This is a genomic window from Bacillus sp. FJAT-22090 (assembly GCF_007676755.1).
Lineage (GTDB): Bacteria > Bacillota > Bacilli > Bacillales_A > Planococcaceae > Psychrobacillus.
Genome location: NZ_VEBK01000004.1, coordinates 173,585 through 196,018, shown reverse-complemented (window position 1 = coordinate 196,018; position 22,434 = coordinate 173,585). Strand labels below are relative to the sequence as shown.

Below are 22,434 nucleotides of genomic sequence, written 5' to 3'. Positions count from 1 at the left end.
AACTACATTCGATGGGAGAGGTAGGTTATCCTTTATTTGTCCCTATATAAAACAAACACCTATCTATAGTTTAATAGATAGGTGTTTTGTCTAAACAGAAATACAAAATTATTTTGCTTCTGCCTTGCCTCCAGTAGTTCGTTTGATGAACAATGCGAGGATTAGCGAGACTATTGCAATCCCAGTGGAAACTAAAAACGAATCGTTAATCCCTGAAATCGTCGCTTCCATCGTGACATGTTGCTGTAATTGTTGTAAGGCTGCTCCTGTTGGGGCGGTTGCTGAGTTAGACATCGCTTCTGCCATCATCTCTTTCACATGTGTGGTCGTGCGATTTGACATGATTGTAACAAGTAAACTAGCACCAATAGCTCCAGATACTTGTTGAATCGTACTATTCATCGCAGTACCATGTGGTATTAAGGCAGGTGATATCTGGTTTAAACCATTTGTCATAATCGGCATCATGACCATAGAAATACCTAACATTCTAACTGAATAGATAACAACTAAATGTGTATACCCTGTTGAATCCGTTAGTTGGCTAAATAGGTAAGTCATCACAATAACAATGACTAAACCTGTATATGCCAAAGCTTTAGGTCCGAATTTGTCGAAGATTTTCCCTGTAATCGGCATCATAATACCCATTATTAAAGCACCCGGTAACATGAGTAAACCGGAATCCATTGCAGAAATTCCCCTTATATTTTGAAGATAGATCGGCATTAACAGCATGGCTGAAAACATAGCCATATTTAATGTAATTGAAATAGCAGATGATAAAGCAAACATTGGATATTTATATACTCTAAAGTCTAGCATTGGTTCGCTAAGTTTAAATTGTCGCAGTATTAGCCAAACTAACGAAAGTACTCCAACGATTATTGTTAAGTATACGCTAGGAGCAGACCAGCCATTGTTTCCGGCTGAACTGAATCCGTATAAAATCCCGCCGAAGCTTAGTGCTGATAAAACAACTGATAATGCATCGATTTTCTTTTCATTTTTTTCTTTCGTATCACGTAATTTAAAGAACCCTAAAATCCATACTATTACCATTAAAGGAACCATCATTAAGAAAAGCACGGACCAGTTATAATGTTGAATAATCCAGCCAGATAGTGTCGGACCAATAGCAGGAGCAAAAATCATTACAATACCGAACATCCCCATTGCAGACCCACGTTTTTCAACAGGAAATGTAGTGTACAGGACGTTCATTAATAATGGCATGATCAATGCCGCTCCTGAAGCTTGAATCATACGGGCAGCTAAGAGTATTGAGAAAGTTGGTGCAAAGCCACCAATGATAGTGCCGACTGTAAATAAACCCATTGCGATTAAGAACAATCGTCGGGCTGTGTATTTTTGTATTAAAAATGCCGTTGTTGGAATTAGTATCCCATTAACCAGCATATAACCAGTGGACAACCATTGCACAGTGGAGGGACTGACTTTAAATTCGTTCATAATAGCAGGTAAAGCTATATTTAGTAGTGTATTACTTAAGAGAGCAACGAACGCTCCAGTCATCAATATTGCTAACAAACCATAGGAAGGTTTTGATTGTTTTTCAGCCATATAGTATTCTCCTTTTATCTTTTGTACCGATAGTTCATTTATGAACCTTTCGTTCAACAAAGTTTATAATACACCCGTAAAATTCAATTAGCAAGTAAAATATACTGACAGTACAAAATTAAACCTGTGGTATAAATAGCTTGTGATATAATCAATAATAGGAGAGATTAACCTTTAAGGAGTACAGACGATGAATAAGAAAAAGAGATATGTTATAGATAAAGCCCATGAATTATTTATTGAACAGGGTTATCATGCTACATCCATTCAAGATATTATAAATAGAAGTGGTATTTCGAAAGGATCTTTTTATAATTATTTTTCTTCCAAAAGTGAATTATTTAAAGCTGTCTTCAATCTCATTAAAGTCAATATGGAAATGGAAAGAGATAAGCTGCTTATCGGAGAAGATATTAAAGATATGAATATATTCAAAGAGCAGATAAGTTTTATGGTGGATTTCAATAAACGAAATAGATTAAATCAGCTAATAGAAGATGTACTCGTTTCAAATGATCCAGAACTTATTAAGTTTATTAGACAATCTAGATTTTTATTTTTTCATTGGGTATATGAACGTTTTTTAGATATTTTCCCTTCGGATAAGAAAGTCTACTTAATAGATTGTGCTGTTATGTTCACTGGAATCATTCAACATATTTTACATACCAGTCATGCATTGAAGAAAACAATTTCAGTGAAGCAAATCGTCAACTATACAATGGATCGCGTTATTGTAATGCTAGAGGATATAAGTGCAGAAGGAATTCACCTTTTTGCATCCGAAAATATTAATACATTACTACCTCAATCGGATTACAATAACTTTTTTAATAATGGTCTTTCCATTGCAACTTTGAATTTGAAAAAGATGATAGAAAAGAGTTTCGGAGCGGATGAGGAGAAGAGGGCAGCTTGTTTAAGCTTGTTGTATTTTATCCAAGAGGAGATTATGAACAAAAAAGAGCCGAGAAAGTTCTTAATTGAAAGCGCACTATCTACATTAAAGAATAGTGAGGAGTTCAATAGTTTAGAGGAATATATACAATATGAACAATCCCTAGCAAGTATGAAATATCATCCGATTTCATAACTATACTTGAATCTTTCATTTTGATTTAAAAAATTAGTAAAGAGCTATCCGTCAGTCGGTAATTTTCGATTGCACGATAGCTCTTTTTTATGGTAAACATGAAGTATATCGGCTTTAAAACGGATTGAGTCTCCATTTTTCAACGTATATTCATTGCTATTTACCCGTATAGTAAGGTCGGCTTCAAGTACTGTTAAAAGCTCTTCGGTCACTTCCATTATTATGGAAATTCTTTTAGTGTGTTGCGCAGTTACAATTCTTATTTAATTAAGTGGAGATTCTATAACAAAGGCCCACACTCCCGTAAAAGAATGTAGGCCTTTGATATAGATTAAAACTTTGGAAAAACATAAGAGATTAAGAACCAGAGTATACCGAAAAAGATAATTATATAGGCAGCATATTTGATAAAAGTTGCGCCTACCAATCCAGAATCTGTTTTTTCTTCCCTATGAACTTCTACGCGTTTTTCCTCATCCATAACCATCTACTCCTCCCAAATATGTTCTTATAATCTAATTACCCAACAGACTAATATATAAACTATTGGCGGGAAGGGCTATTTGGGTTTAGAGACTAACAGGGCATATAAAAAGCCAAGAATTTTAGAATCCTTGGCTTTTTAATGCATTATTTTTCGTTCTTTGTTCTTCTTCTTTCTTCTAATGCTTCTGTATTAATCATCGTTTTACCTAAAGAAAGAAGGGTGATAAACATGACCCCTGTACCAACAACTAAATAAAACATGGTAAATACTTTACCTAGGTTTGTAACTGGTGAAAGGTTTGTTTCAACACCTGTTGGAATAAGGCTTACTACACAAAAGTAAATAGAGTCTAACACACCCCAACCTTCCTTTTTCGTGTAGAAGAGAGTACCGGAAAGAAGGATAAAAAATAAGGTAGTAAATAATGATAAAAAAATTGGACTTTTAAAAGCTTTGACAAAAGCTTCTATTAATCGTTTTAGGGTTAATATAAAGGACAACATACCTGTGCTCACCTTCAAATAGAATCTATTCAGGTAGTATAGCAAAAAACAAGCAAAAGTACTAAGAGAAAGCTAAAACAGAAAACCAGACTAGCGCACGCTAAACTGGTTCAAGACAGTTAAATTATAGGGACAGAGTTGTGTTTTTTTCTTTTTCCCATTCTTCTCTCAATATTCCCATCCGAATAGAGTCGTAATATTGTCCGTTATATAAACGGACTTTACGGATTCGTGCCTCCATTGTCATCCCTAGCTTTTCTCCAACACGAATCATGCGCCTATTGCCAGACCATGTTGTATATCCTACGCGGACTAGGGGCATTGTATGAAACAAGTGAGACATCCAAAGTTTTAAGGCACGTGTACCTAAACCTCTTCCCCAACTAGGGGCTTCATAGAACACGATTCCCATTTCTAGCCAATAGGAAGGCTTATGCTCCCAATAATAGGACACGGTCCCACAAATGATACCATCAACTTCAATTGCCCAAAAACTATCTTGAGAGATATACGAATCTGCTTTCTCCTCCATAAAGGTGTTGAACGGAATCGCTTTGTGTTCATAATAAGGTGCATCCCACTTTTTCCACTCAGGAGATTCTTCTTTAAAAGCTAATTCCCATAGTCTCGGTAGATCCTCCGGTTGAAGTGGACGTATAATCAAATCATTATCTTGATAAAACATAGATTTCCTCTTTTCATTCTCTAATTTTAGATATAGGAAATAGATTGAAAAGAGAGGACAAACACCTTTTACTTTTCAATCACCATTTGTTTGTTTTTCATTTTGAACACTCCTCTCAACTTTATATAACACATTATAATTATAACATTCAGAAAATGGTATAGTAAGTATAGAATATTTAACTGAGGAGAGGCTAATATGGATGATATACAAAACATATTAAAGAAGTACTTTCAGGCTTGGAATAATGGTTTAATAAGTAAAGATGGAGATGAAATTAGGCGATTTATGTCTAAAAACTTTGTGGGCTATTGGGCACATTCTAATATGGAAAAACCCGATGAGTATGGTTATGACTATGACTTGGATGGAGTACTCCAACAGTATGGACAAGCGGAAAAAAGTTTTGTACCAGTTTCTATTGTAGAAAGAAAAAACAGAAAAGAATGTCTAGTTCTAGGTAGAGAAACTAATGTAATTGAAGGGAAACCTTATACAGCTCAATGCATGTTTGTATGGAGAGATGAGGAGGAAGGTTGGAAGCTGTTAAGAGAATATATTGAATTAGAAAGATAAATCCTTGATTTTTTTAAGATGCCAAAAATCCTGTGTTCTACCGCAACGCAGGATTTTAGCTTTTAAAGTTTTGCATTTTTCAATGCTTTCCCTAATTGTTCGATAGAGTCCACAATCATTCCATTTTGTTTAATCAAACCAACGACAAAGAGATTACGATACATAAATTGGTTTTCAGTACCATCTTCTACTAGTGCATTGATTTTTTTCGTGTTGTCACGACCTTGTAAGCGTGTATCTGAATAAAGAGCGAAAATAGGACGATTCAACATAGAAAATGCACCGATTTCCGCGGCTACACCTGCATCTATCTCAACTCCATCTATTATCGCCACTAAAAAGTCGCTCTCTTTTAAAGCGTTAATATCTGCCTCGGCAATTGCTAAACTATCCGCATAAGCTGACTTGTCGTTAATGGCCATATTTTCTTGAGGTACGTATAGATCAACCCCTGGAATCGTTGCTCGAACTTCTTTTGCAACCAACTCATTAACCAACCTATCTCCTAAGCCAAATAATCCATTAGCTAAATATCCTTTTTTCAAAACTACTCCTCCATTCATCTATTTTATTTTAGGTGAAAATGAGTATTGATACAATCTTTGATATGTCCATGCGTAGTATGAAAAAAGGAATTATGTAAATACTGAATCCGAGAGATCTTTATGAATATTTAGGTTAATTTTATTGTTTGGAATATGGACGAATGTATTGATTAATAAAAAGGGAAAGAGTAGTATTTTTTAATACCTATAGATATAGTCAATACTTTTCTTGTATATGATCAGTAATATGGACTGATTGTTTCTACCTAGTAACCGTAAACAGCTAGACTACAGGGAGCTTGAATAAATTTAGTATGAAAGTGGAGGTAGTATAAAATACTCTTCCCCTAAACCCTTATTTTTCATTCTTTCTCTTCTATAGAAATGATGAAAAATATAGGGTTTTTTATTGATTAAATTCACATCTAGGAGTTGCATTTATGTATTTTTTGTTGAATATTTTAGGCGTTTTTGTCGTGATGGGTGTTGTATTTTTATGTTCACCGAACAAGAAAGCAGTGAAATGGAGACCGATTCTTTCTCTTATCGTTGTTGAATTGTTTATCACTTGGTTCATGTTAGGTACGACAATAGGTAGCTGGGTCATTGGTAAAATAGCATCCTTCTTTACATGGTTAATCGCATGTGCAAGTGAAGGTATCGCGTTTGTATTTCCAACTGCTATGGCAAATGAAACGGTAGACTTCTTCTTCAGTGCGTTACTTCCAATTATATTTATCGTCACTTTCTTCGATATTCTATCGTATTTTGGTGTTTTAACATGGATTATCGATAAGGGTGGTTGGATTATTTCAAAAGTGTCCCGCTTGCCTAAGCTAGAAAGCTTTTTCTCCATTCAAATGATGTTCCTTGGGAATACAGAAGCATTGGCTGTAATTCGTGATCAGCTATCCGTCTTAAAAGACAATCGATTGCTCACTTTTGGAATTATGAGTATGAGCAGTATAAGTGGATCCATTATTGGCGCATATCTCTCCATGGTTCCAGCAGAATACGTGTTTAGCGCAATTCCGTTAAACTGTTTAAATGCGCTGATTTTAGTTAGCATATTAAATCCGGTCCATGTACCACAAGAAGATGACATTATTTATACACCTCCGAAGTCAGAGAAAAAGGATTTCTTCTCTACAATTTCCAATAGCATGTTGGTTGGGATGAATATGGTTATTGTTATTTTAGCTATGGTTATTGGTTATGTTGCCCTTACAGCTGGTCTTAATGGGATTTTGGGTGTTATTGTACATGGTCTTACAATTCAAAAAATCTTTTCATTTATATTTAGCCCATTTGCCTTTTTACTTGGTTTACCCGTGCATGATGCCCTGTACGTCGCCCAATTGATGGGTATTAAATTGGCAACGAACGAATTCGTGGCGATGATGGACTTAAAAAATAACTTAGATACATTACCACCACATACTATAGCCGTTGCGACGACTTTCTTAACGTCTTTCGCCAACTTTAGTACAGTTGGTATGATCTATGGAACATATAATTCTGTCTTGTCGGAAGGCAAGTCAGCAATTATTGGTAAAAACGTCTGGAAGCTTCTTGTAAGTGGTATAGCCGTATCATTATTAAGTGCTATGATTGTTGGTTTATTTGTTTGGTAATAAAACATAAGGTGACTCGAAAACATTCGGGTCATCTTTTTTTGTTTAGGAAGCAAATTGAAAACAAAATAAAAGGAAATAAACAATGAGTGACGAATAGATATGGGTGGAGCTTGAAGGCTGTTTTCAAATAAGAGAAGTAACTAAGCTTACTTTACTAAAATGAACGAACAAACGAAATGAGGATATGCAATGGATCTTTTTCTTATAGAACAAGCAGAAATACAAACCCTGCACTCTAGACTCTCAGCAATACAAACAATAGAAGGTAATCCAATGGGGGTACATCAATTAGTTAAAGGAAGGACATATGCATTTGCGGTTGAACATATTCCGGGTCCAGCATTTAATACCGTAAGAGGGTTAAACGAAAATGATATATCATATTTAGAAGAAATAGAACATTTTTATAGGGAGCTCGGCATTAACTTCCGAATCGAAATTACACCATTAAATAGCTCAGAATTACTCTTCAGAGCATTAACTAAACAAGGCTTTTACCAATCTGGTTTTCATTCATCCTTTATTGGAAGAGCTATGAAAATAGAAGCAGGAAAGCAGAGTGCTCCTTCTGAGATAGAGATACGTCCTTTAAAAAAGGAAGAATTTGATTTATTTGCGTCCATTTATGTGAATGCTTTTGGACTTCCTTCATTTATTCAAGACGGTATCAAACAAAATAATGAGGTTCTCTTTGACGTACCTGAGTGGGAATTTTATATAGCATATTTCAATGGTATACCTGCTGGAATTGCAGTCTTATTTGTGCAAGATGAAATGGCAACATTAGCAGCTGCAGGAACGTTGCCAGAATTTCGTCATATGGGTATACAATCTGCACTAATACATAAGCGTATACAAGTAGCGGTTGAAAAAGGAGCGAAATATATTACGAGTGAGGCAGCTTTTGGAAGTGCTAGTTATCGAAATATGGAGAGGTCAGGTCTGCAACTTGCTTATACAAAGGCTCTTTGGAATAGACTTTAATTGAGGAAGTGCTAGTTTAATAGAAAGAGATGGATATTAACCAATGCTAATTACAGAAAAAATAATGGAAGAGTTGAAATCTCCTAAGAAAATGGAAAGACCCTATCTTGTCGGTATTGATGGATTAAGTGGAGCGGGTAAAACAACGATAACGGAAACAATTACAAAGGAGCTTACTGCAGAAGGTTATAAAGTGGTTGTCATACATATCGATGATTTAATAGTGGAACAAGCAAAAAGGTACAGCACGGGGCATCCAGAATGGTACGAATACTACTATTTGCAATGGGATGCACTTGATATAAAAGAAAATCTTTTTGAAGCGGTTCATCAAAAATTAGATCAACTCCATTTGAAATATTATGATAAAGAAAGAGATCAGAGATATTGGAAGGATATCAATTTGGCACAATGTAATATCATACTTATTGAGGGGATTTTTCTTCAAAGAATCGAATGGAGTGCTTTTTTTGACTGTATGATCTACTTGGACTGCCCTAAAGAGATGCGATACGAAAGGGTATTGCTTAGAGATACTTATATAGGTGATATGAATGAACGTTTAAAGAAATATGAAAGAAGATATTGGATGGGTGAGGATTATTATGTAAAAGAAAGAAACCCAATTCAAAATTCAGATATGGTTGTAAAGAGTCAATAGAACAACAGTAAAAACACCTTTTTAGATAGCTTGTTCTAAAAAGGTGTTTTTAAGTTGGAAGTGAAACAGAGTGAATACTAATAGCCTCGAAAGGGTTTTTAAGATTCTGGAATAATGGTCACCGCTACAGTTCGTGTCGAAACATGTGTTTCCTCAGTTTTTTGATCATAATATTTAAGCATGAGTTTATTTAATTCAGTTTGAAAATTTTCAAATTGCCGGTCATCCAGTTTTAACTCTAATAGAGAGAAAGTCGCCCGATCCTCTGCACTCTTATTTTGTTCCAAATTCAACAGATAATTTTGATATTGAGTCATTAAAGAAAGCTGATAATAGGATATATAGCTAAGCTTTTTTTCCTTGTTCAAATTTTTCCACTCTTCCGCATTAAGACGTGCGGCCTCTTCGTTAAGCGTATAATGTTTCTCCGTTACAGATCTTACTTTTTTTTCTTTTAATATCCGGATTACATCTGCTTCTAATAACACTTGAATATGTCTATATAAAGTGGCTTGTGGAACATCTTGGATAACTTCTAACATCTCGAAAGGGGTTAAACCGTCTTCTTTGTTGCGCATGAGTGCCTGGGTAATCTTCATACGTACAGGGTGCATTAAGATTTCTGCTTTATTTATCAATTTTCTCCTCCAACCTCCTTTTTTGATGTTTTTATTATCAATTTTAATAATAATCATATCATGTAGAAAAAAACAATTGCAAATGAGTAATAATTTTATTATCATTATCGATAATGATAATAAAAGGAGAGATAAGTATGCAATTGCATTATGGTTTAGAAGAATTAGGAGATATAGATTGGACGGGAATACTTCCGCTAGTCCTGCCATTTTTAGCAGTGGGCTTCATCCTTATCCTGATCGCATGGATAGATTTGTTTCGACACCGGAAGACTAGAAAAAATGTTTTTATGTGGGCACTCATTATTTTCTTTTTTAACACAATTGGACCGATATTGTATTTTACAGTTGGAAGAAAGGATGAAACAGCACGATGAAGCTTGAAATAAAAAATATAACGAAGAGATTTAAAGATAAAACGGCTGTTAACCAGTTTTCGATGGAAATTGAAACTGGTCAATGTATAGGACTTATCGGTCCAAACGGAGCAGGAAAATCTACATTAATCAAAATCATTGCAGATATTCTACGTTCGGATGAAGGGGAAGTCCTCCTCGATGGTAAGAGAATCTCAAAAATGAAGCGAGAGATTGGTTATTTACCTCAGTATCCAAACTTTTTTCAGTGGATGACTGCGCAAGAAACATTGCTATTTATGGGGCGGCTTTCAGGAATCTCTAAAAAAAGCTTAATGAAGGACATACCCGTTATTTTAAGGAAAGTGGGACTTATCGATGAGCAATATAGAAAAGTTGGCACCTTTTCAGGAGGGATGAAGCAACGACTTGGTATTGCACAGGCACTACTTCACAAACCATCATTTATCGTTATGGATGAACCTGTCTCCGCTCTCGACCCCATAGGAAGAAGAGAGGTTTTAAATCTGATACATGAAATAAAAAAAGAAACGACTATTTTGTTATCCACACACATCTTGAGCGATGCGGAGGAAATATGCGAGCGATTTGTTATTATCAAAAATGGTTTGAAAATTGAAGATACGACGATAACGGAGTTGCTAAGCAGAAATCATGAGGCGGTAGTAAATATGGAAATTGAACTAAAAGATCGGCTATGGCTTCAACAAATTAGTCGGCTTCCTTATGTAAAAAAGACAGAAGTGATAGGAAATAAGGTGAAAATAACACTTGATAACATCGATGCACATAAACAACTACTGCTTCGGGATGCACTGGATCATGAAGTAGATATCGTCCGTTTTGAGGTTGGTGGTAATGAAACGTTAGAGGAAATATTTTTAAAGTTGGTGGTGAGCGCATGAGTCCCTTTTTTATCTTGATGAATAAAGAATTTGCACAAATGTTACGTGATTTTAAACTAGTTTGGTTGCCAATCGTGTTCATATTTTTAGGAATGACTCAGCCAGTGCTAACATATTACTTGCCAACTATTTTGGAAGCACTTGGCGGAGGTCAAGGTATTACGATTGATCCCACTATGATTCAGCAGGAAGGGGGACAAGTATTGGCAACAACACTTGGATCTCAGTTCGACCAGCTTGGCATCATGATTATTGTCATTTCTATGATGGGGATGATTCAAGCTGACAAAACAAGTGGAATGCTTGCATTTATTTTAACAAGACCTGTAACGGTTTGGTCCTATGTCACTGGCAAAATTATATCCAATTATTTATTAGTAATTGTAAGTGTGGCGTTCGGCTACCTCATTTCGTTCTTATACGTTAATTACCTTTTTACAGAAGTATCTATTTCACATATGCTTGTAGCCCTTCTGATTTATTCAATCTGGGTTCTTTTTATGGTCTCTTTCACCTTGATGATTAGTACCATTTTTAAGGGACAAGGAGTTATTGCTTTGATAGGGATTGTGTTTCTTCTTCTTTGTAGAATGATAATTGGTTTGCATCCCACAATTGACTTAGTGAATCCAGCGGGAATGAGTCAGCATGCAATGACTTTGCTATTTACAGGTTCAGTTGACTCCAGTTTATTTGGAAATATAGCGACCACGTCTATCTGGATTTTGCTCACATTGTTCGTTGCACATTTTTGGATTGCTCAAAAAAAATTCCAGCAAGATTAAACTGGGTAGGGGAGTATTAACTCTTTAGTAAAAATAAATAGAAAAAGTTACTTGTTTTCTTTTTTCTGAAAACAAGTAACTTTATTGATGTAATAGGTTATCCGAAAGCAGGGTTTTTCAAATTATTATTAAGAACTACAACATCCGCGTGAAGTTCTGGTAAATGTTGTTCCAAGTAAAGCTTGCAAGCAGCATGATATCTGTTTTTAAACATGTCTTGGGCTATCTCGTAGCCTCCAAAATTTTTTTCTTCTCTCTTGGCCCCTCTAGTTCTAGCTAACTCAAAGTCAGTTTTAACAAATATTTTATAATCATATAGATCTATTAAATCCTTTTTAAATAAAAAGGTCCCATCCACAATTAATATCATATCCTTCGGTGCTAATTGCAACTTAGGTTGAACGTATTCATCCCTTTCTAAGTCTAGAGAGCTTCTTTGGAATTGCAGATCTCCTTCAGGACCTAGGGGAATTAAGAGTTTTTCTTTAAAGGAATCATAATCATGCGCATCCTCATAGTAACCGATAGCTGATTCTTTTCCTTGTCGATATCGATGATTTTTGGGGTGATGGAAATTATCTATGCTAGTCCTGATTACATTTTTCTTCATACTTTGAAGTTCCTTAGTTAGCTCATTTGCTAGGGTAGTTTTTCCTGAAGCTGTAATCCCGCTAATCCCCACTCTAATCGGGTGGTTGGTTTTTAGTTTTAATATGCTACTCGCTAATGTTGAAATCAGTTCTTCTCTTAACATAATTAACTCCTTTCTATTATTACATTATTCGAACAACTAGATGAAAAATCCTTCACGAAAGTCCAAGAGAACAAGTGAAAATCCTTTTTTTATGGTATTTTATTCTATAAAGGAGGCGGTTTTTATGATAAACAAAATGAATAAGGTGCTTAAGGCAAGGAAATTAGTCTCATAATAAAAGGAGTGTTTTATTTGAAGCAAGCTTTACTAATCATTGATGCTCAAGAGGAATTAATTGAAGGAAACCAGGAAGAAAAAAGTGTTTTTAAGAAAGAGGAATTAGTGGAAAATATTAATTTAGTGATTGAAAAAGCTCGAGATTCAGAGGCTTTAGTTGTCTTTGTACGTGATACAGATGTTTCTGAAGGAGAAGGGGAAGGTTTTCAAATACATCGGGATATTAAAATTCCGTCTGCACATAAAGTATTTGATAAAGCTGCTACAAATTCATTTTATGGCACAGGCCTAAAAAGTTTCTTGGAGGAAAATGAAATTAACCATGTAGTCATAATGGGATGTAAAACTGAGCATTGCATTGACACAGCAGTGAGAACAGCAACAGTAAATCATTTGGACGTCACATTAGTTGGGGATGGACACTCTACTACAGATAGCGCTATTTTGTCTGCTGAGCAAATAATTAATCATCACAATAAAATACTACATGGTCATTATAATGTGGATAATTTTTCTGTAGTAAGAGACGCGAAAGAGGACTTGTTTCAACCAATACACGATACGTACCGATAAATAACATATTTATATCCCTGTACCGTACCTTTTCAAATACTTTTTTCGTTTATATAAGTGAAAGACAAATTTGTAGGAGGGAAAACATGCGGCCGCTTGTTGAAAATACCCCCATAGACATGAATGAAGAATTTGAGATGGCTATTCAGCCGTATACGCACGATTTAAGAAAGTACTGTTTATCCCTTGCGAATACGAAGTGGGATGGAGAGGATTTATTACAAGAGACATTGCTAAAAGCATATGAAAGCTGGATGAAGAAACCAAAACAGATGGCAAAAGCCTATTTATATCGTATTGCATCTAATACATGGATTGATAAACATCGTAAACGAAAAGTTGCAGAGGATATGAAATATGATTTATCCAGTATAAAATCAGAAGATAAGTCTGCAACAGAATCGCTTAGTCTAGCAATCAATGTCTTGCTTAACCAATTGACCGCTAAACAAAGAGCAATTGTATTATTTATATTTGGATTTGGCTACACAGCAAAACAAACAGCAGACTTGCTCTCCGTTACAGAGGGGTCTATTAAAGCAGCACTTCATCGGGCGCGAAAAGCTCTAACCAAACTAGATTTTCCTGGCTCCTATTACGAGTTGGACGATGATCGATCATTTCCTTATATAAACGCATTAAACAATGGAAATCCTGAAGAAGTGGTACGTCTTTATCAAAAAGAAATACACGCATCGTTTATGCGTATTGGCAAAAATGAATCTTTACCCTCTTCAACCTCAAGACTTCAAACTTTTGTGGGTGGCAGTACTCCTTATGTGCTTATCTCAATTCCAAAGAAAAATGGCGAATTATTATTCGTACCGTTTTATCAATTAGAACTATCAGCACTTTTGTCGCAGATAGCATGGTTGAAGCAGGAATTTTCAGCTATAGCATAGAAAAGGGGATAAAAAATGTCAAATCTTATTCCGTATGTAGTGGAACAAACTAGTCGTGGAGAACGTTCGTATGATATTTATTCGAGATTATTAAAAGATCGAATTATTTTCCTAGGATCAGAAATAAATGACGTCGTCGCAAACAATATAGTCGCTCAAATGTTGTTTTTAGAGGCAGAAGATCCAACAAAGGATATTTCCTTATACATCAATAGCCCAGGTGGGTCGGTAAGTGCGGGATTTGCAATTTACGATACGATGCAAATTATTAAACCGGATGTGCGCACGATTTGTACCGGATTGGCTGCATCTTTCGGAGCAACAATACTCGTAGCTGGTACAAAAGGAAAACGCTTTGCCTTGCCAAACAGCGAAATCATGATTCATCAACCACTGGGAGGAGTACAAGGTCAGGCTAGCGATATCGAAATTAGTGCTAGACGCATTCTCTTAATGAAAGAAAGAATTAATCGGATTTTTTCCGAAAGAACAGGCCAGACAATAGACAAAATCGCCAAAGACTCCGACCGTGACTATTTCATGACAGCAGAAGAAGCGATGGAATATGGGATAATCGATCAAATTGTATAATATACTACAGCTCCTCATCTTACTGGTGAGGGGCTTTTTGTGTACTAATTTTCTGGGGGAATTATACTATTACAACTAAATCGTCCGATTTTACAACTAAATCAGTCAAAATTACAACTAACGGAATGATTTTTACAACTAAACCACTCAAATTTACAACTATAGAGATTTGGTAAAATGAGTTTGTTTGAAATTAGTTTAAATAACTTTTTAGAGCTTCCTACCTTACTTGGTGAGAGGCTTTTTGTGCATTAAACCTCTGGAAGAATTATACTATTACAACTAAGATGTCTGATTTTACAACTTAACTAGTCCAAATTACAACTAACAGAGATTTGGATAATACCAATAGGTTAAATAAATTTAGTGAGTAAAAAGAAGTGAATTAAATAGGTATAAGGGATGGTGCGCATATTATTAAAAGGTTTTTTAAAAATGTACTTATGTAATTAGTCACTAACTTTAAGATGTTTTGAAGAAAAATGCGTTATATTTATAACCATTTACCTATAATATTGGTCGCAAGCTCAGAGCTTATGACTTTGTTTGTAGAAAAAGAAGAAGTTATGAAGAAAATATCGACCGCAAAATTAGCGGAAGTATAATTATGTTAATCTTCTGTCACTATCTAATTAAACGTGAACTTGAAGTGAAGTAGAAAATAAACTATAGAACTATAGGGAGGTTTTTATTTCTAAAATTTTAGTTATAAAAGTTTAGGTATATGGATAGAATGGTTGAGGGCAACTGGAAAGGGGTGCTAACGTTGAAAAAAGTTGTAGGAATAGTTTTAGTATTTTTTGTTTTACTGGGATCTAGTACCATTTACGCCAGTGGCTTGCCACGCACCTCCCTTTCTAAATGGTATGATCAATCATTTCAGAAGGAGAGTGAAAAGTTCAAGGAAGCCACTTCAATAGGTGTGAAAGAAGTCTTAAAGGAGATGAATGGCTTTTTAACGGAATCTAAAGAGAGTTTTGCTAGTATCATTTCTGATTTATTAGAAGGTCAGGTCAAAGAAATAAATTCAAGAATCGGGGCTAGGTCGAACGATATTAAAATTCGTATAGATGAAACGGTTACTGAGTTGGAGAAGGTCAGCTTTGATGAATATGTGGACAAGGTAGAAATTGAAGAGGATGTCCGTCAAGATATCGAAGAAATTTTGGCAAATGTATTAAGCCATTAAGCACTGATTTATTTATCATAAATTCATTCAAAAAATTGCAAATCAAAGGGAGATATTTAATTGAAAAAAACAGTAAAACGTAAAGTAATTGCAGGAACAGTAGTAGTAGGACTATTATCTGGTACGGGAGTAGCATTCGGTGCTACAGATGCGGGTGCTGGATTGAAGAGCTGGTATGACTCCCAATTCAGAAAAGCAAGTATTGAGGTAGCTACAACAACAGGGAAACATTCTGTGGAAAAGTTCTTAGAGTTTGGAAAAGAGACTCAAAACTTGAAAGAGGATGCAACGACAGATATTAATACAACTAGAGATTTTGCTACTACTACCGCTACAGATAGTATAAATGTAGAAAAGGATAAATATATAAATTCAGTTAAAACTAAAAAAGAAGAAATAGAAAATAATATAGAAAATGAGTTTAGAAAAATTGAAGATAAAGCTAATTCAGCGCTAAAAACAACGAGTAAGGTTGCTTATGGTTTAGCTGAATATGATTTAAATAAACATACAAGTGCTGAGGGAAAAGAAGCCCTAAAATTTTTGAATAACGAAATTGATAAAGCTACAAATAATGCATTATCAGAACTTGAAAAAGAAATAAATGATACAAAAGCTCATTTGAAAACTCTATTAGATAAAAAAAGTGGGGCTACTATTGAATCAATTAATAAAACTGTGGATGATGAGATTACTAGAATTCTTGGTTTGATAACTACCAAAACTGAACAATTAGTAGCAGCACATCAAGATGCAATTAATAAAAAAGCTGGAGAACTAGAAGCCGCATCTAAGCTGAAATTAGAGGAACGTGTTAAAGAATTAATAAATGGAAAATAATAGAGAACTAATGCCAAGAAGAATTACTCAACCACAACAATAAACTAAGGGAGATATATAAATGATTAAAACAGTAAAAGGAAAAGTCATCGCAGGAACAGTTGCAGTAACACTATTCGCAGGATCCGGAGTAGCATTCGGTGCTTCTGATGCAGGAATTAAGATTAAAGCTTGGTATGATGTGCAATTTGGAAAAACCTCTGCAAATGTTGAAACCAACTATCAAGCATATCAAAAAGATAAACTCGATGGTTTTGCTACAGAGGTCAAAGATTTAAAGGAAAATGCAACAAAGAAAATTGATGAGGGAGCAGCAAAGCAAATAGCAGATAAAAGTAAAAACATTAATGATCAAAAGAATGAACATATTGATGCTATTAAAGGTGAAAAGGCAAAAATAGAAGGCTATATGGACAGCCAATTCAAAACACTCTCAGACGCAGCAAAAAATAAGATTAACTCAGCAGCAGATGAAGCGTTAAATTCAGCCGAAGCAGAAATGTTAAAACATACAAATACTGAAGGTGCAGAAGCTTTAGCATTTGTACAAAAAGAAATAAAAGCATCAACCGCTTCTGCTGTTGATGAGTTGAAAAAGGCAATTGCCGATGCGAAGCTAGATCTCCAAATAGAATTGGAATCAAAATCGACTGCGACGGTTAATGAACTTAAAGGTGTAATTGATACGAAAATAAATATACTAATTAAAAATATCAATTTAACAACAACTAAATTAGTTGCTGGTCATAATCGAATAATCATGGGTCAAGCAGAGGGGTTAGAACAAATTGCTAAGAAAGAAATGAAGGACTTAGTAGACGGAATTTAATTCTATCTTGCAAATAATATTCTATAAGAACCTCGACCATTAGAGGTTCTTATTCTTCTAATTGGAGGAATCAAAATGCTAAGTAGAGTCGAGAAATATAAAAAAACGAGAACATTAAAAAAAATCACGATTATTTCAGGGGTTTTATTCTTAAGTATCAGCCTCGGAAGTGGCGTAAAAACCGCTTTAGCTGATCAAGATATCCAAGGATTACTCACAAATTGGTTTAATAATAAAAAAGAAGAGTCGGTTCAAGAAATTGATGGTGCAGTTGCATTAGAAACTGATCGCCTTATGAAAAGTTTAGAGGTAGACCTACAAGAAGAAATGAAAACTGCTCAAAGTGAACTAGCTAATTTCACCGCTTCTCAAAAACAAACCCGTATTACAGCATTGCAAGAATACGCAAACAACTTGAAAGTAGGCATGAAAATCGATAACAGTGAACAGGAAGCAGCGGTATTAGCAAACCTGGATGCAATTATAAATCAAGCGAAAGCGCAAATGGATGGACAAGCTACGGAATTGAAACTAGTTCCGATACCTAATCCAGAAGTGCCAATAGCACAAGAACCAGTTATACCTACTCCGACACCTAACCCAGAAGCTACTCCTGCAACCGAAAAGGGAGGTAGCGTAGAATCTGCTCCAATAACTGAAGTAAATCCGGAACCAAATCAATCTACAGAATCAAAATCTGAAGCGCCTAGTGCTCTAGAACCTGTAGAAATAGACATATACTCTATTACGGATTGGTTTGCGATGCCAAATGTACAAAATGTCACAATAGAAGAGTTGCCAAAGGTTAGTGGTACTTTTTCTACAGAATGTACATTTTCCGATATAATGATGAATCCAAAAGCACACGAAGTCATGAACAGTATTTTAAGAGGCATCGAAAACCATCCTCAATTTAATCTAATACAATATAAAACAATTGATGAAATGTCTCGGATTGCTCCATCTCTCTTCAATGAAAAAGTATTATTTTTACTAAATAAGTCATTGAGCAAGGTTACAATCTAATAATTGATTAGCAATTAAGAGCACCAGGTTCGTCCACAACATCAAATTGTGTGTGAACCTGGTGCTCTTAAGATGATGGTTGAGTTTGTATTAGTAGATACCTACCCAATTACCGTAAGTAGAACTGCTATACCATTAAAGACGCCATGAACAATCATTCCTGGATACACAGAACCAGATTTTTCATATGTCCATGCAAAAATGATGCCTGATAGAAAATTGATTGGTAAGGTATTATACGTAGGAATATGAACAAGCATAAAGATGAGAGAGCTGAAAAGAACACCAGTTGGAACTCCCCATTTCATCCTAAACCATTTATACAGAAACCCACGATAGAAAATTTCTTCATAAATAGGAGAAATAATAGCCGCAGATACAAAACCGATTAATACCGTCCATACATTTAAATTGTTTTGGAGGCTTCTTGTCTTTGCATTTGCTGATGTCCAACCTGCCATTTCCATTAAAACAACAATGCCAACACTGGTTATAATCAAGACAATCGTCCACAAAATAACCGATTTCCAGTAAGACTTATGGAACGGGAGTAATCCAACCCCACGCCAAGATAGACCTTTTGGTTTCAATGCAACAAAATAGATTCCTGCTATAAAGATAATTGCCATTATTAATCCTGTAAACGTACCAGCATACAATTCGTCGTCAAATAAGATGTATAACCAATCATGCAACCAGTTCTCGATTATGATCGGGACAATGATGAATGTAAGAAAAAGTGAGAATAAAAGCTCTTTCGATGACCAGATTACTGATTTTGATGAAACTTCATTCACGTTATCATTCCTCCATATATTTTTTATGTTATTTTAAGATTAAATGGTGACGTAACGTTATCTACAAGTATTTTTTTATGGGGGAATGAAGATGGTTCAATATTCAACAGGAGAAGTGTCTAAGAAACTAAATATTTCTGTCCGAACAATCCGATATTATGATCAAATAGGTCTACTTGTACCTTCCTCAAAAAATGAGAGCGGTAAACGACTTTACTCCGATGACGACCTTCTGATGCTTGAGAAAATTACTTTGTTAAAGTCTGCTTCGCTCTCTTTAGAGGACATCCGAAAAATAATTGGTCGGATCTCGATAGAGCGCATACTTGAATTACACAAAGAGCGTCTTAAAGCAGATATTCGGCAAATGGAAAAATCATTCAAGCATACGAATACATTGCTAAATATTATAAAACTTGAAGGTGAACTTCGATGGGATGAGCTAATGCCACTCTTTCAGAAGACAAAAACAAGTTCAGAAGATATGTGGAACTCAGTGTTTACTGAAGAGGAAAAGGAATTATTGACGAGCAGTTTACCTAAGCTAGAGGACGAACCGGGAAATATAAGAAGCTGGATAAATATAATAAAAAGAATTGAACTTTGTATAGCAGAAGGTAAATCACCAAATTCGCTCGAAGGCATACTGATAGCAGAAGATATGGAAAACTTGACTAAGTTAACGTTTGGCGATAATGATTTAGCTGAAAAGTTTTGGGAAGTACGCAAATCTGAAAGTGAATCTGCGAAAATGGGTCTTTATCCTATTCGGCAAGATGTTCTACTTTTTGTAGAAGAAGCTATGTCTTTACTTAAAGGGAACGTTTCAAATAAGCGGTGAATCCAAAATAACGATTCAATATGGGTCTAATCGTTAAAGTATCATAAGTAGCAATTAAGGAAGGACACCCGGTTCATCTACAATTATTAATTGTGTATGAACCGGGTGCTTTTTAGTATGCGCCAGTGCAGGCAAACGCTATAGAGCCGTGTAATCCGTTCTAGAAGAATAATACTATTACAACTAAGTGGTCTGATTTTACAACTAAATCGGTCAAAATTACAACTAAAGGAACGATTTTTACAACTAAAGCATTCAAATTTAAAACTAAACGAGATATCGGATTGCTATCTTGCAAAACGATTGTGTTTGAAATTAGTTTGAGTAGTTTGGGATGCTCCTTAAGTCCATTTGTTCTGGAAGAATAATACTATTACAATTAAGTGGTCTGATTTTACAACTAAATCGGTCAAAATTACAACTAACGGAATGATTTTTACAACTAAAGCATTCAAATTTAAAACTAAACGAGATATCGGATTGCTATCTTGCAAAACGAGTGTGTTTGAAATTAGTTTGAGTAGTTTTGGATGCTCCTTAGGTCCATTTGTTCTGGAAGAATAATACTATTACAACTAAGTCGGTCAAAATTACAACTAAGGGAACGATTTTTACAACTAAACCAGTCCAAATTACAACTACACTATATATTGAGCTATCATCTTGCCGCGTTTTCTATTAAGTAAATATTTTTACTCCAAGGAGTAAAAGTAATTGCATTAAAGAGTAAAATAAATTACTATTAAAAGTAACGGGGAGGGGAAATGATGGAAGAAATTCGTTTGAATGTTGCTTTATTAAGAAGAAAAGTACCAAATCTCACGACGGCCGCGAAATCGATGGGTATTCGACCTGCTACTGTCTCCAATTTATGTACAGGTAAAATCGATTTAGGAAAAGCGGAGGTAAAGACTCTGGTAGGACTGGCAACGCTCGCAAACTGTTCAGTAGATGAATTAATAATACGAGGGGAGAAGTTGAATATGATTGAAACACAAATTAAAACATTAGATTTCTTTGCACCATTAGTAAAAGGGGGAACAACCGGGTTAGTTGCAAGACCGGGAATGGGGCAGCTTGTTATTCTTGCGGAACTAATGCATCGTTTTAAAGATAGTGATTATACAACTGTGTTCTTATTGCCATCGACCGATCATAGTGAATTGGAGGACACGACGGATTTAGCCGACTATATCACATCGTCTATCGACGAGACTTTTACGACACTAGTAGAAATAAGTGGTGACATTATTTTTATAACAGATAGAAGCTATATTGTATCTGGAGAGATTTTAGATCTTCAAGAAAAATTATTGGACGAACGAATGGATAACATCACAACTATTTTGTTGGATCTTTCTGGTGAAGTAGTGGATGAAGATATGCCTTATGGTCCTTTGGAAACTGTATGGCAATTGGATGCGGACTTAGCTACACGTCATTTATATCCAGCAATTCATCCGCTTTATTCAACGTCTTCCATAATAGAAGGTGTAGATCTGGATCAAAGGCATTTTAATCTTAGACAACGTGCACAAAAACTATTGCGTCGTTATAGAGAATTACGGTCGATTGTCACTGTACATGGGGAAAGTAAAATACCAAGTGCTGATTTAGTAACGTATGCACGTGGAGAACGCTTAGAAGCGTATTTTACACAGCCATTTTTTGTAGCAGAAGCGTATACGGGGAAAGGTGAAGTGGTCTCCATCTCTGAGACATTAAATGATGTAGAATCTATTTTAGATGGGAAAGTAGATAGTTTATCTATAGAAGAATTAAAATACCAAGGAAGTTTAGTATAAGGAAGAAGTGGACGGAGAAATATTCCGTCCATTTTTTTATTCCAAGGGTGATTGCTGCTTGTGGGGCGTATTGTTTTCTTATGAAAAGCGTTTAAGCAAGACCTTTCAGGGTAAAACTAGATAAAAATTTAACTTTTTCTACTTAAAATTGTTCATAAGGAGAATTAAATGAATACTATATTGGGCAATTCGAAAAACACTCAAAAGATTAAAAATCAATTGGCCTATGCAACGCGTAATATGTGGACAGGTATCTTATTTGGCTTTGGAATCATAGCATTTATTGATGAGGCGGTATTTCACCAATTGCTGCATTGGCATCATTTTTACGATAAATCCACGACTAGTATCGGCCTTGTTTCGGACGGATTATTTCATGCTTTTAGCTTTTTTGCAACGATAGGATCCTCGTTTTTGCTAGCTGATCTACACCGCAGGCATGCATTTTGGCTTAAGAAATGGCTAGGAGGCATTTTTTTAGGCGCTGGAGTGTTTCAACTTTATGACGGGATTATTCAACATAAGTTTATGGGGCTGCATCAAATCCGCTATCAAGTCGATATTGTTCCATATGATTTAGTTTGGAATATCACAGCTGTGATTCTGATTCTGATTGGTATCATTTTGCTATATCGAACAAAGAGTTGAAT

At 35.2% G+C, this 22,434-nt stretch carries 26 protein-coding genes and 1 riboswitch; of the genes, 18 read left to right on the top strand and 8 right to left on the bottom strand.

Annotation, left to right across the window (positions count from 1 at the left end):
* Positions 1-108: 108 nt before the first annotated feature.
* Complete coding sequence (locus tag FS486_RS08030; RefSeq protein WP_144510816.1) at positions 109-1,584, bottom strand: DHA2 family efflux MFS transporter permease subunit; 1,476 nt, start codon at positions 1,582-1,584, stop codon at positions 109-111.
* Positions 1,585-1,774: 190 nt separating this feature from the next.
* Between FS486_RS08030 and FS486_RS08025 the strand changes: the two genes are divergently transcribed.
* On the top strand, positions 1,775-2,677 hold the full coding sequence (locus FS486_RS08025; RefSeq protein ID WP_144510815.1) for a TetR/AcrR family transcriptional regulator: 903 nt from the start codon (positions 1,775-1,777) through the stop codon (positions 2,675-2,677).
* A gap of 331 nt (positions 2,678-3,008) precedes the next feature.
* Here FS486_RS08025 and FS486_RS20105 read toward each other — a convergent pair whose 3' ends face one another.
* The 3 genes from FS486_RS20105 to FS486_RS08015 all read right to left on the bottom strand — a co-directional run bounded on the left by FS486_RS20105 (position 3,009) and on the right by FS486_RS08015 (position 4,352).
* A complete protein-coding gene (locus FS486_RS20105; protein ID WP_186321392.1) occupies positions 3,009-3,158 on the bottom strand; it encodes a hypothetical protein in 150 nt (49 codons plus the stop codon).
* A 149-nt stretch (positions 3,159-3,307) separates the two neighbouring features.
* Entirely contained in the window at positions 3,308-3,667 is a 360-nt protein-coding gene (locus FS486_RS08020) for an ion channel (protein ID WP_144510814.1), read from the bottom strand.
* Positions 3,668-3,791: 124 nt separating this feature from the next.
* Entirely contained in the window at positions 3,792-4,352 is a 561-nt protein-coding gene (locus FS486_RS08015) for a GNAT family N-acetyltransferase (protein ID WP_144510813.1), read from the bottom strand.
* A 198-nt stretch (positions 4,353-4,550) separates the two neighbouring features.
* Here FS486_RS08015 and FS486_RS08010 point away from each other — a divergent pair, with 198 nt between their 5' ends.
* The gene (locus FS486_RS08010) at positions 4,551-4,928 is read left to right on the top strand and encodes a nuclear transport factor 2 family protein (protein WP_144510812.1); all 378 of its coding nucleotides are present in this window, start codon (positions 4,551-4,553) and stop codon (positions 4,926-4,928) included.
* Positions 4,929-4,990: 62 nt separating this feature from the next.
* Here the strand turns inward: FS486_RS08010 and FS486_RS08005 are convergent, their stop codons facing one another.
* Positions 4,991-5,473, bottom strand: coding sequence for a nucleoside 2-deoxyribosyltransferase (locus tag FS486_RS08005; protein WP_260858060.1), 483 nt, complete (start codon positions 5,471-5,473; stop codon positions 4,991-4,993).
* 209 nt (positions 5,474-5,682) lie between these two features.
* Positions 5,683-5,784: riboswitch (purine riboswitch) on the top strand.
* A gap of 129 nt (positions 5,785-5,913) precedes the next feature.
* Between FS486_RS08005 and FS486_RS08000 the strand changes: the two genes are divergently transcribed.
* From FS486_RS08000 to FS486_RS07990, 3 genes are all read left to right on the top strand, one after another.
* Positions 5,914-7,107: a NupC/NupG family nucleoside CNT transporter gene (locus tag FS486_RS08000; protein WP_144510810.1), complete on the top strand. Its 1,194-nt coding sequence runs from the start codon at positions 5,914-5,916 to the stop codon at positions 7,105-7,107.
* Between the two features lie 192 nt (positions 7,108-7,299).
* Positions 7,300-8,094 carry a GNAT family N-acetyltransferase gene (locus FS486_RS07995; RefSeq protein ID WP_144510809.1) on the top strand — a complete coding sequence of 265 codons (795 nt, stop codon included), beginning with the start codon at positions 7,300-7,302 and terminating at the stop codon, positions 8,092-8,094.
* A gap of 43 nt (positions 8,095-8,137) precedes the next feature.
* Positions 8,138-8,755, top strand: a complete 618-nt coding sequence (locus FS486_RS07990) for an AAA family ATPase (RefSeq protein ID WP_144510808.1) — start codon at positions 8,138-8,140, stop codon at positions 8,753-8,755.
* A 98-nt stretch (positions 8,756-8,853) separates the two neighbouring features.
* Here FS486_RS07990 and FS486_RS07985 read toward each other — a convergent pair whose 3' ends face one another.
* Complete coding sequence (locus tag FS486_RS07985; protein WP_144510807.1) at positions 8,854-9,393, bottom strand: helix-turn-helix domain-containing protein; 540 nt, start codon at positions 9,391-9,393, stop codon at positions 8,854-8,856.
* A 137-nt stretch (positions 9,394-9,530) separates the two neighbouring features.
* Here FS486_RS07985 and FS486_RS07980 point away from each other — a divergent pair, with 137 nt between their 5' ends.
* Genes FS486_RS07980 through FS486_RS07970 form a run of 3 tightly spaced genes read left to right on the top strand, consistent with a single transcriptional unit; the run spans position 9,531 to position 11,460 of the window.
* The gene (locus tag FS486_RS07980) at positions 9,531-9,770 is read left to right on the top strand and encodes a PLD nuclease N-terminal domain-containing protein (protein ID WP_144510806.1); all 240 of its coding nucleotides are present in this window, start codon (positions 9,531-9,533) and stop codon (positions 9,768-9,770) included.
* The gene (locus FS486_RS07975; RefSeq protein ID WP_144510805.1) at positions 9,767-10,675 is read left to right on the top strand and encodes an ABC transporter ATP-binding protein; all 909 of its coding nucleotides are present in this window, start codon (positions 9,767-9,769) and stop codon (positions 10,673-10,675) included. The genes FS486_RS07980 and FS486_RS07975 overlap by 4 nt, the downstream gene beginning before the upstream one ends.
* Positions 10,672-11,460, top strand: coding sequence for an ABC transporter permease (locus FS486_RS07970; RefSeq protein WP_144510804.1), 789 nt, complete (start codon positions 10,672-10,674; stop codon positions 11,458-11,460). Before FS486_RS07975 ends, FS486_RS07970 begins: the two co-directional genes overlap by 4 nt.
* Before the next feature lie 97 nt (positions 11,461-11,557).
* On the opposite strand, the gene FS486_RS07965 is transcribed toward FS486_RS07970, so the two are convergent.
* The gene (locus FS486_RS07965) at positions 11,558-12,214 is read right to left on the bottom strand and encodes a nucleoside/nucleotide kinase family protein (RefSeq protein ID WP_144510803.1); all 657 of its coding nucleotides are present in this window, start codon (positions 12,212-12,214) and stop codon (positions 11,558-11,560) included.
* Positions 12,215-12,406: 192 nt separating this feature from the next.
* Here FS486_RS07965 and FS486_RS07960 point away from each other — a divergent pair, with 192 nt between their 5' ends.
* The 7 genes from FS486_RS07960 (at position 12,407) to FS486_RS07930 (ending at position 18,341) form a co-directional block, all read left to right on the top strand.
* Entirely contained in the window at positions 12,407-12,964 is a 558-nt protein-coding gene (locus FS486_RS07960; protein WP_144510802.1) for a cysteine hydrolase family protein, read from the top strand.
* 86 nt (positions 12,965-13,050) lie between these two features.
* Positions 13,051-13,866 carry an RNA polymerase sigma factor gene (locus FS486_RS07955; protein ID WP_144510801.1) on the top strand — a complete coding sequence of 272 codons (816 nt, stop codon included), beginning with the start codon at positions 13,051-13,053 and terminating at the stop codon, positions 13,864-13,866.
* A gap of 15 nt (positions 13,867-13,881) precedes the next feature.
* Positions 13,882-14,457 (top strand): ATP-dependent Clp endopeptidase proteolytic subunit ClpP, encoded by a 576-nt coding sequence (clpP, locus tag FS486_RS07950; protein ID WP_144510800.1) that lies wholly within the window; start codon positions 13,882-13,884, stop codon positions 14,455-14,457.
* Positions 14,458-15,223: 766 nt separating this feature from the next.
* The gene (locus FS486_RS07945; RefSeq protein ID WP_144510799.1) at positions 15,224-15,646 is read left to right on the top strand and encodes a hypothetical protein; all 423 of its coding nucleotides are present in this window, start codon (positions 15,224-15,226) and stop codon (positions 15,644-15,646) included.
* A gap of 60 nt (positions 15,647-15,706) precedes the next feature.
* Positions 15,707-16,486 carry a hypothetical protein gene (locus tag FS486_RS07940; protein ID WP_144510798.1) on the top strand — a complete coding sequence of 260 codons (780 nt, stop codon included), beginning with the start codon at positions 15,707-15,709 and terminating at the stop codon, positions 16,484-16,486.
* Between the two features lie 61 nt (positions 16,487-16,547).
* Positions 16,548-17,315 (top strand): hypothetical protein, encoded by a 768-nt coding sequence (locus FS486_RS07935; RefSeq protein WP_144510797.1) that lies wholly within the window; start codon positions 16,548-16,550, stop codon positions 17,313-17,315.
* A gap of 75 nt (positions 17,316-17,390) precedes the next feature.
* On the top strand, positions 17,391-18,341 hold the full coding sequence (locus FS486_RS07930) for a hypothetical protein (protein ID WP_144510796.1): 951 nt from the start codon (positions 17,391-17,393) through the stop codon (positions 18,339-18,341).
* Positions 18,342-18,442: 101 nt separating this feature from the next.
* On the opposite strand, the gene FS486_RS07925 is transcribed toward FS486_RS07930, so the two are convergent.
* On the bottom strand, positions 18,443-19,138 hold the full coding sequence (locus FS486_RS07925; RefSeq protein WP_144510795.1) for a CPBP family intramembrane glutamic endopeptidase: 696 nt from the start codon (positions 19,136-19,138) through the stop codon (positions 18,443-18,445).
* A gap of 91 nt (positions 19,139-19,229) precedes the next feature.
* On the opposite strand from FS486_RS07925, the gene FS486_RS07920 reads away from it, so the two are divergent.
* The 3 genes from FS486_RS07920 to FS486_RS07910 all read left to right on the top strand — a co-directional run bounded on the left by FS486_RS07920 (position 19,230) and on the right by FS486_RS07910 (position 22,432).
* Positions 19,230-19,979 carry a MerR family transcriptional regulator gene (locus tag FS486_RS07920; RefSeq protein ID WP_260858059.1) on the top strand — a complete coding sequence of 250 codons (750 nt, stop codon included), beginning with the start codon at positions 19,230-19,232 and terminating at the stop codon, positions 19,977-19,979.
* 767 nt (positions 19,980-20,746) lie between these two features.
* Positions 20,747-21,784: an ATP synthase beta subunit C-terminal domain-containing protein gene (locus FS486_RS07915; RefSeq protein WP_144510863.1), complete on the top strand. Its 1,038-nt coding sequence runs from the start codon at positions 20,747-20,749 to the stop codon at positions 21,782-21,784.
* Between the two features lie 168 nt (positions 21,785-21,952).
* The gene (locus FS486_RS07910; protein WP_144510793.1) at positions 21,953-22,432 is read left to right on the top strand and encodes a DUF2243 domain-containing protein; all 480 of its coding nucleotides are present in this window, start codon (positions 21,953-21,955) and stop codon (positions 22,430-22,432) included.
* Positions 22,433-22,434: the final 2 nt, after the last annotated feature.

Bases quoted from the DNA above. Each gene is read 5' to 3' on its own strand.
- FS486_RS08030 (WP_144510816.1), bottom strand. From the start codon at position 1,584: ATGGCTGAAAAACAATCAAAACCTTCCTATGGTTTGTTAGCAATATTG.
- FS486_RS08025 (WP_144510815.1), top strand. From the start codon at position 1,775: ATGAATAAGAAAAAGAGATATGTTATAGATAAAGCCCATGAATTATTT.
- FS486_RS20105 (WP_186321392.1), bottom strand. From the start codon at position 3,158: ATGGATGAGGAAAAACGCGTAGAAGTTCATAGGGAAGAAAAAACAGAT.
- FS486_RS08020 (WP_144510814.1), bottom strand. From the start codon at position 3,667: ATGTTGTCCTTTATATTAACCCTAAAACGATTAATAGAAGCTTTTGTC.
- FS486_RS08015 (WP_144510813.1), bottom strand. From the start codon at position 4,352: ATGTTTTATCAAGATAATGATTTGATTATACGTCCACTTCAACCGGAG.
- FS486_RS08010 (WP_144510812.1), top strand. From the start codon at position 4,551: ATGGATGATATACAAAACATATTAAAGAAGTACTTTCAGGCTTGGAAT.
- FS486_RS08000 (WP_144510810.1), top strand. From the start codon at position 5,914: ATGTATTTTTTGTTGAATATTTTAGGCGTTTTTGTCGTGATGGGTGTT.
- FS486_RS07995 (WP_144510809.1), top strand. From the start codon at position 7,300: ATGGATCTTTTTCTTATAGAACAAGCAGAAATACAAACCCTGCACTCT.
- FS486_RS07990 (WP_144510808.1), top strand. From the start codon at position 8,138: ATGCTAATTACAGAAAAAATAATGGAAGAGTTGAAATCTCCTAAGAAA.
- FS486_RS07980 (WP_144510806.1), top strand. From the start codon at position 9,531: ATGCAATTGCATTATGGTTTAGAAGAATTAGGAGATATAGATTGGACG.
- FS486_RS07975 (WP_144510805.1), top strand. From the start codon at position 9,767: ATGAAGCTTGAAATAAAAAATATAACGAAGAGATTTAAAGATAAAACG.
- FS486_RS07970 (WP_144510804.1), top strand. From the start codon at position 10,672: ATGAGTCCCTTTTTTATCTTGATGAATAAAGAATTTGCACAAATGTTA.
- FS486_RS07965 (WP_144510803.1), bottom strand. From the start codon at position 12,214: ATGTTAAGAGAAGAACTGATTTCAACATTAGCGAGTAGCATATTAAAA.
- FS486_RS07955 (WP_144510801.1), top strand. From the start codon at position 13,051: ATGCGGCCGCTTGTTGAAAATACCCCCATAGACATGAATGAAGAATTT.
- clpP (WP_144510800.1), top strand. From the start codon at position 13,882: ATGTCAAATCTTATTCCGTATGTAGTGGAACAAACTAGTCGTGGAGAA.
- FS486_RS07935 (WP_144510797.1), top strand. From the start codon at position 16,548: ATGATTAAAACAGTAAAAGGAAAAGTCATCGCAGGAACAGTTGCAGTA.
- FS486_RS07930 (WP_144510796.1), top strand. From the start codon at position 17,391: ATGCTAAGTAGAGTCGAGAAATATAAAAAAACGAGAACATTAAAAAAA.
- FS486_RS07920 (WP_260858059.1), top strand. From the start codon at position 19,230: ATGGTTCAATATTCAACAGGAGAAGTGTCTAAGAAACTAAATATTTCT.
- FS486_RS07915 (WP_144510863.1), top strand. From the start codon at position 20,747: ATGGAAGAAATTCGTTTGAATGTTGCTTTATTAAGAAGAAAAGTACCA.
- FS486_RS07910 (WP_144510793.1), top strand. From the start codon at position 21,953: ATGAATACTATATTGGGCAATTCGAAAAACACTCAAAAGATTAAAAAT.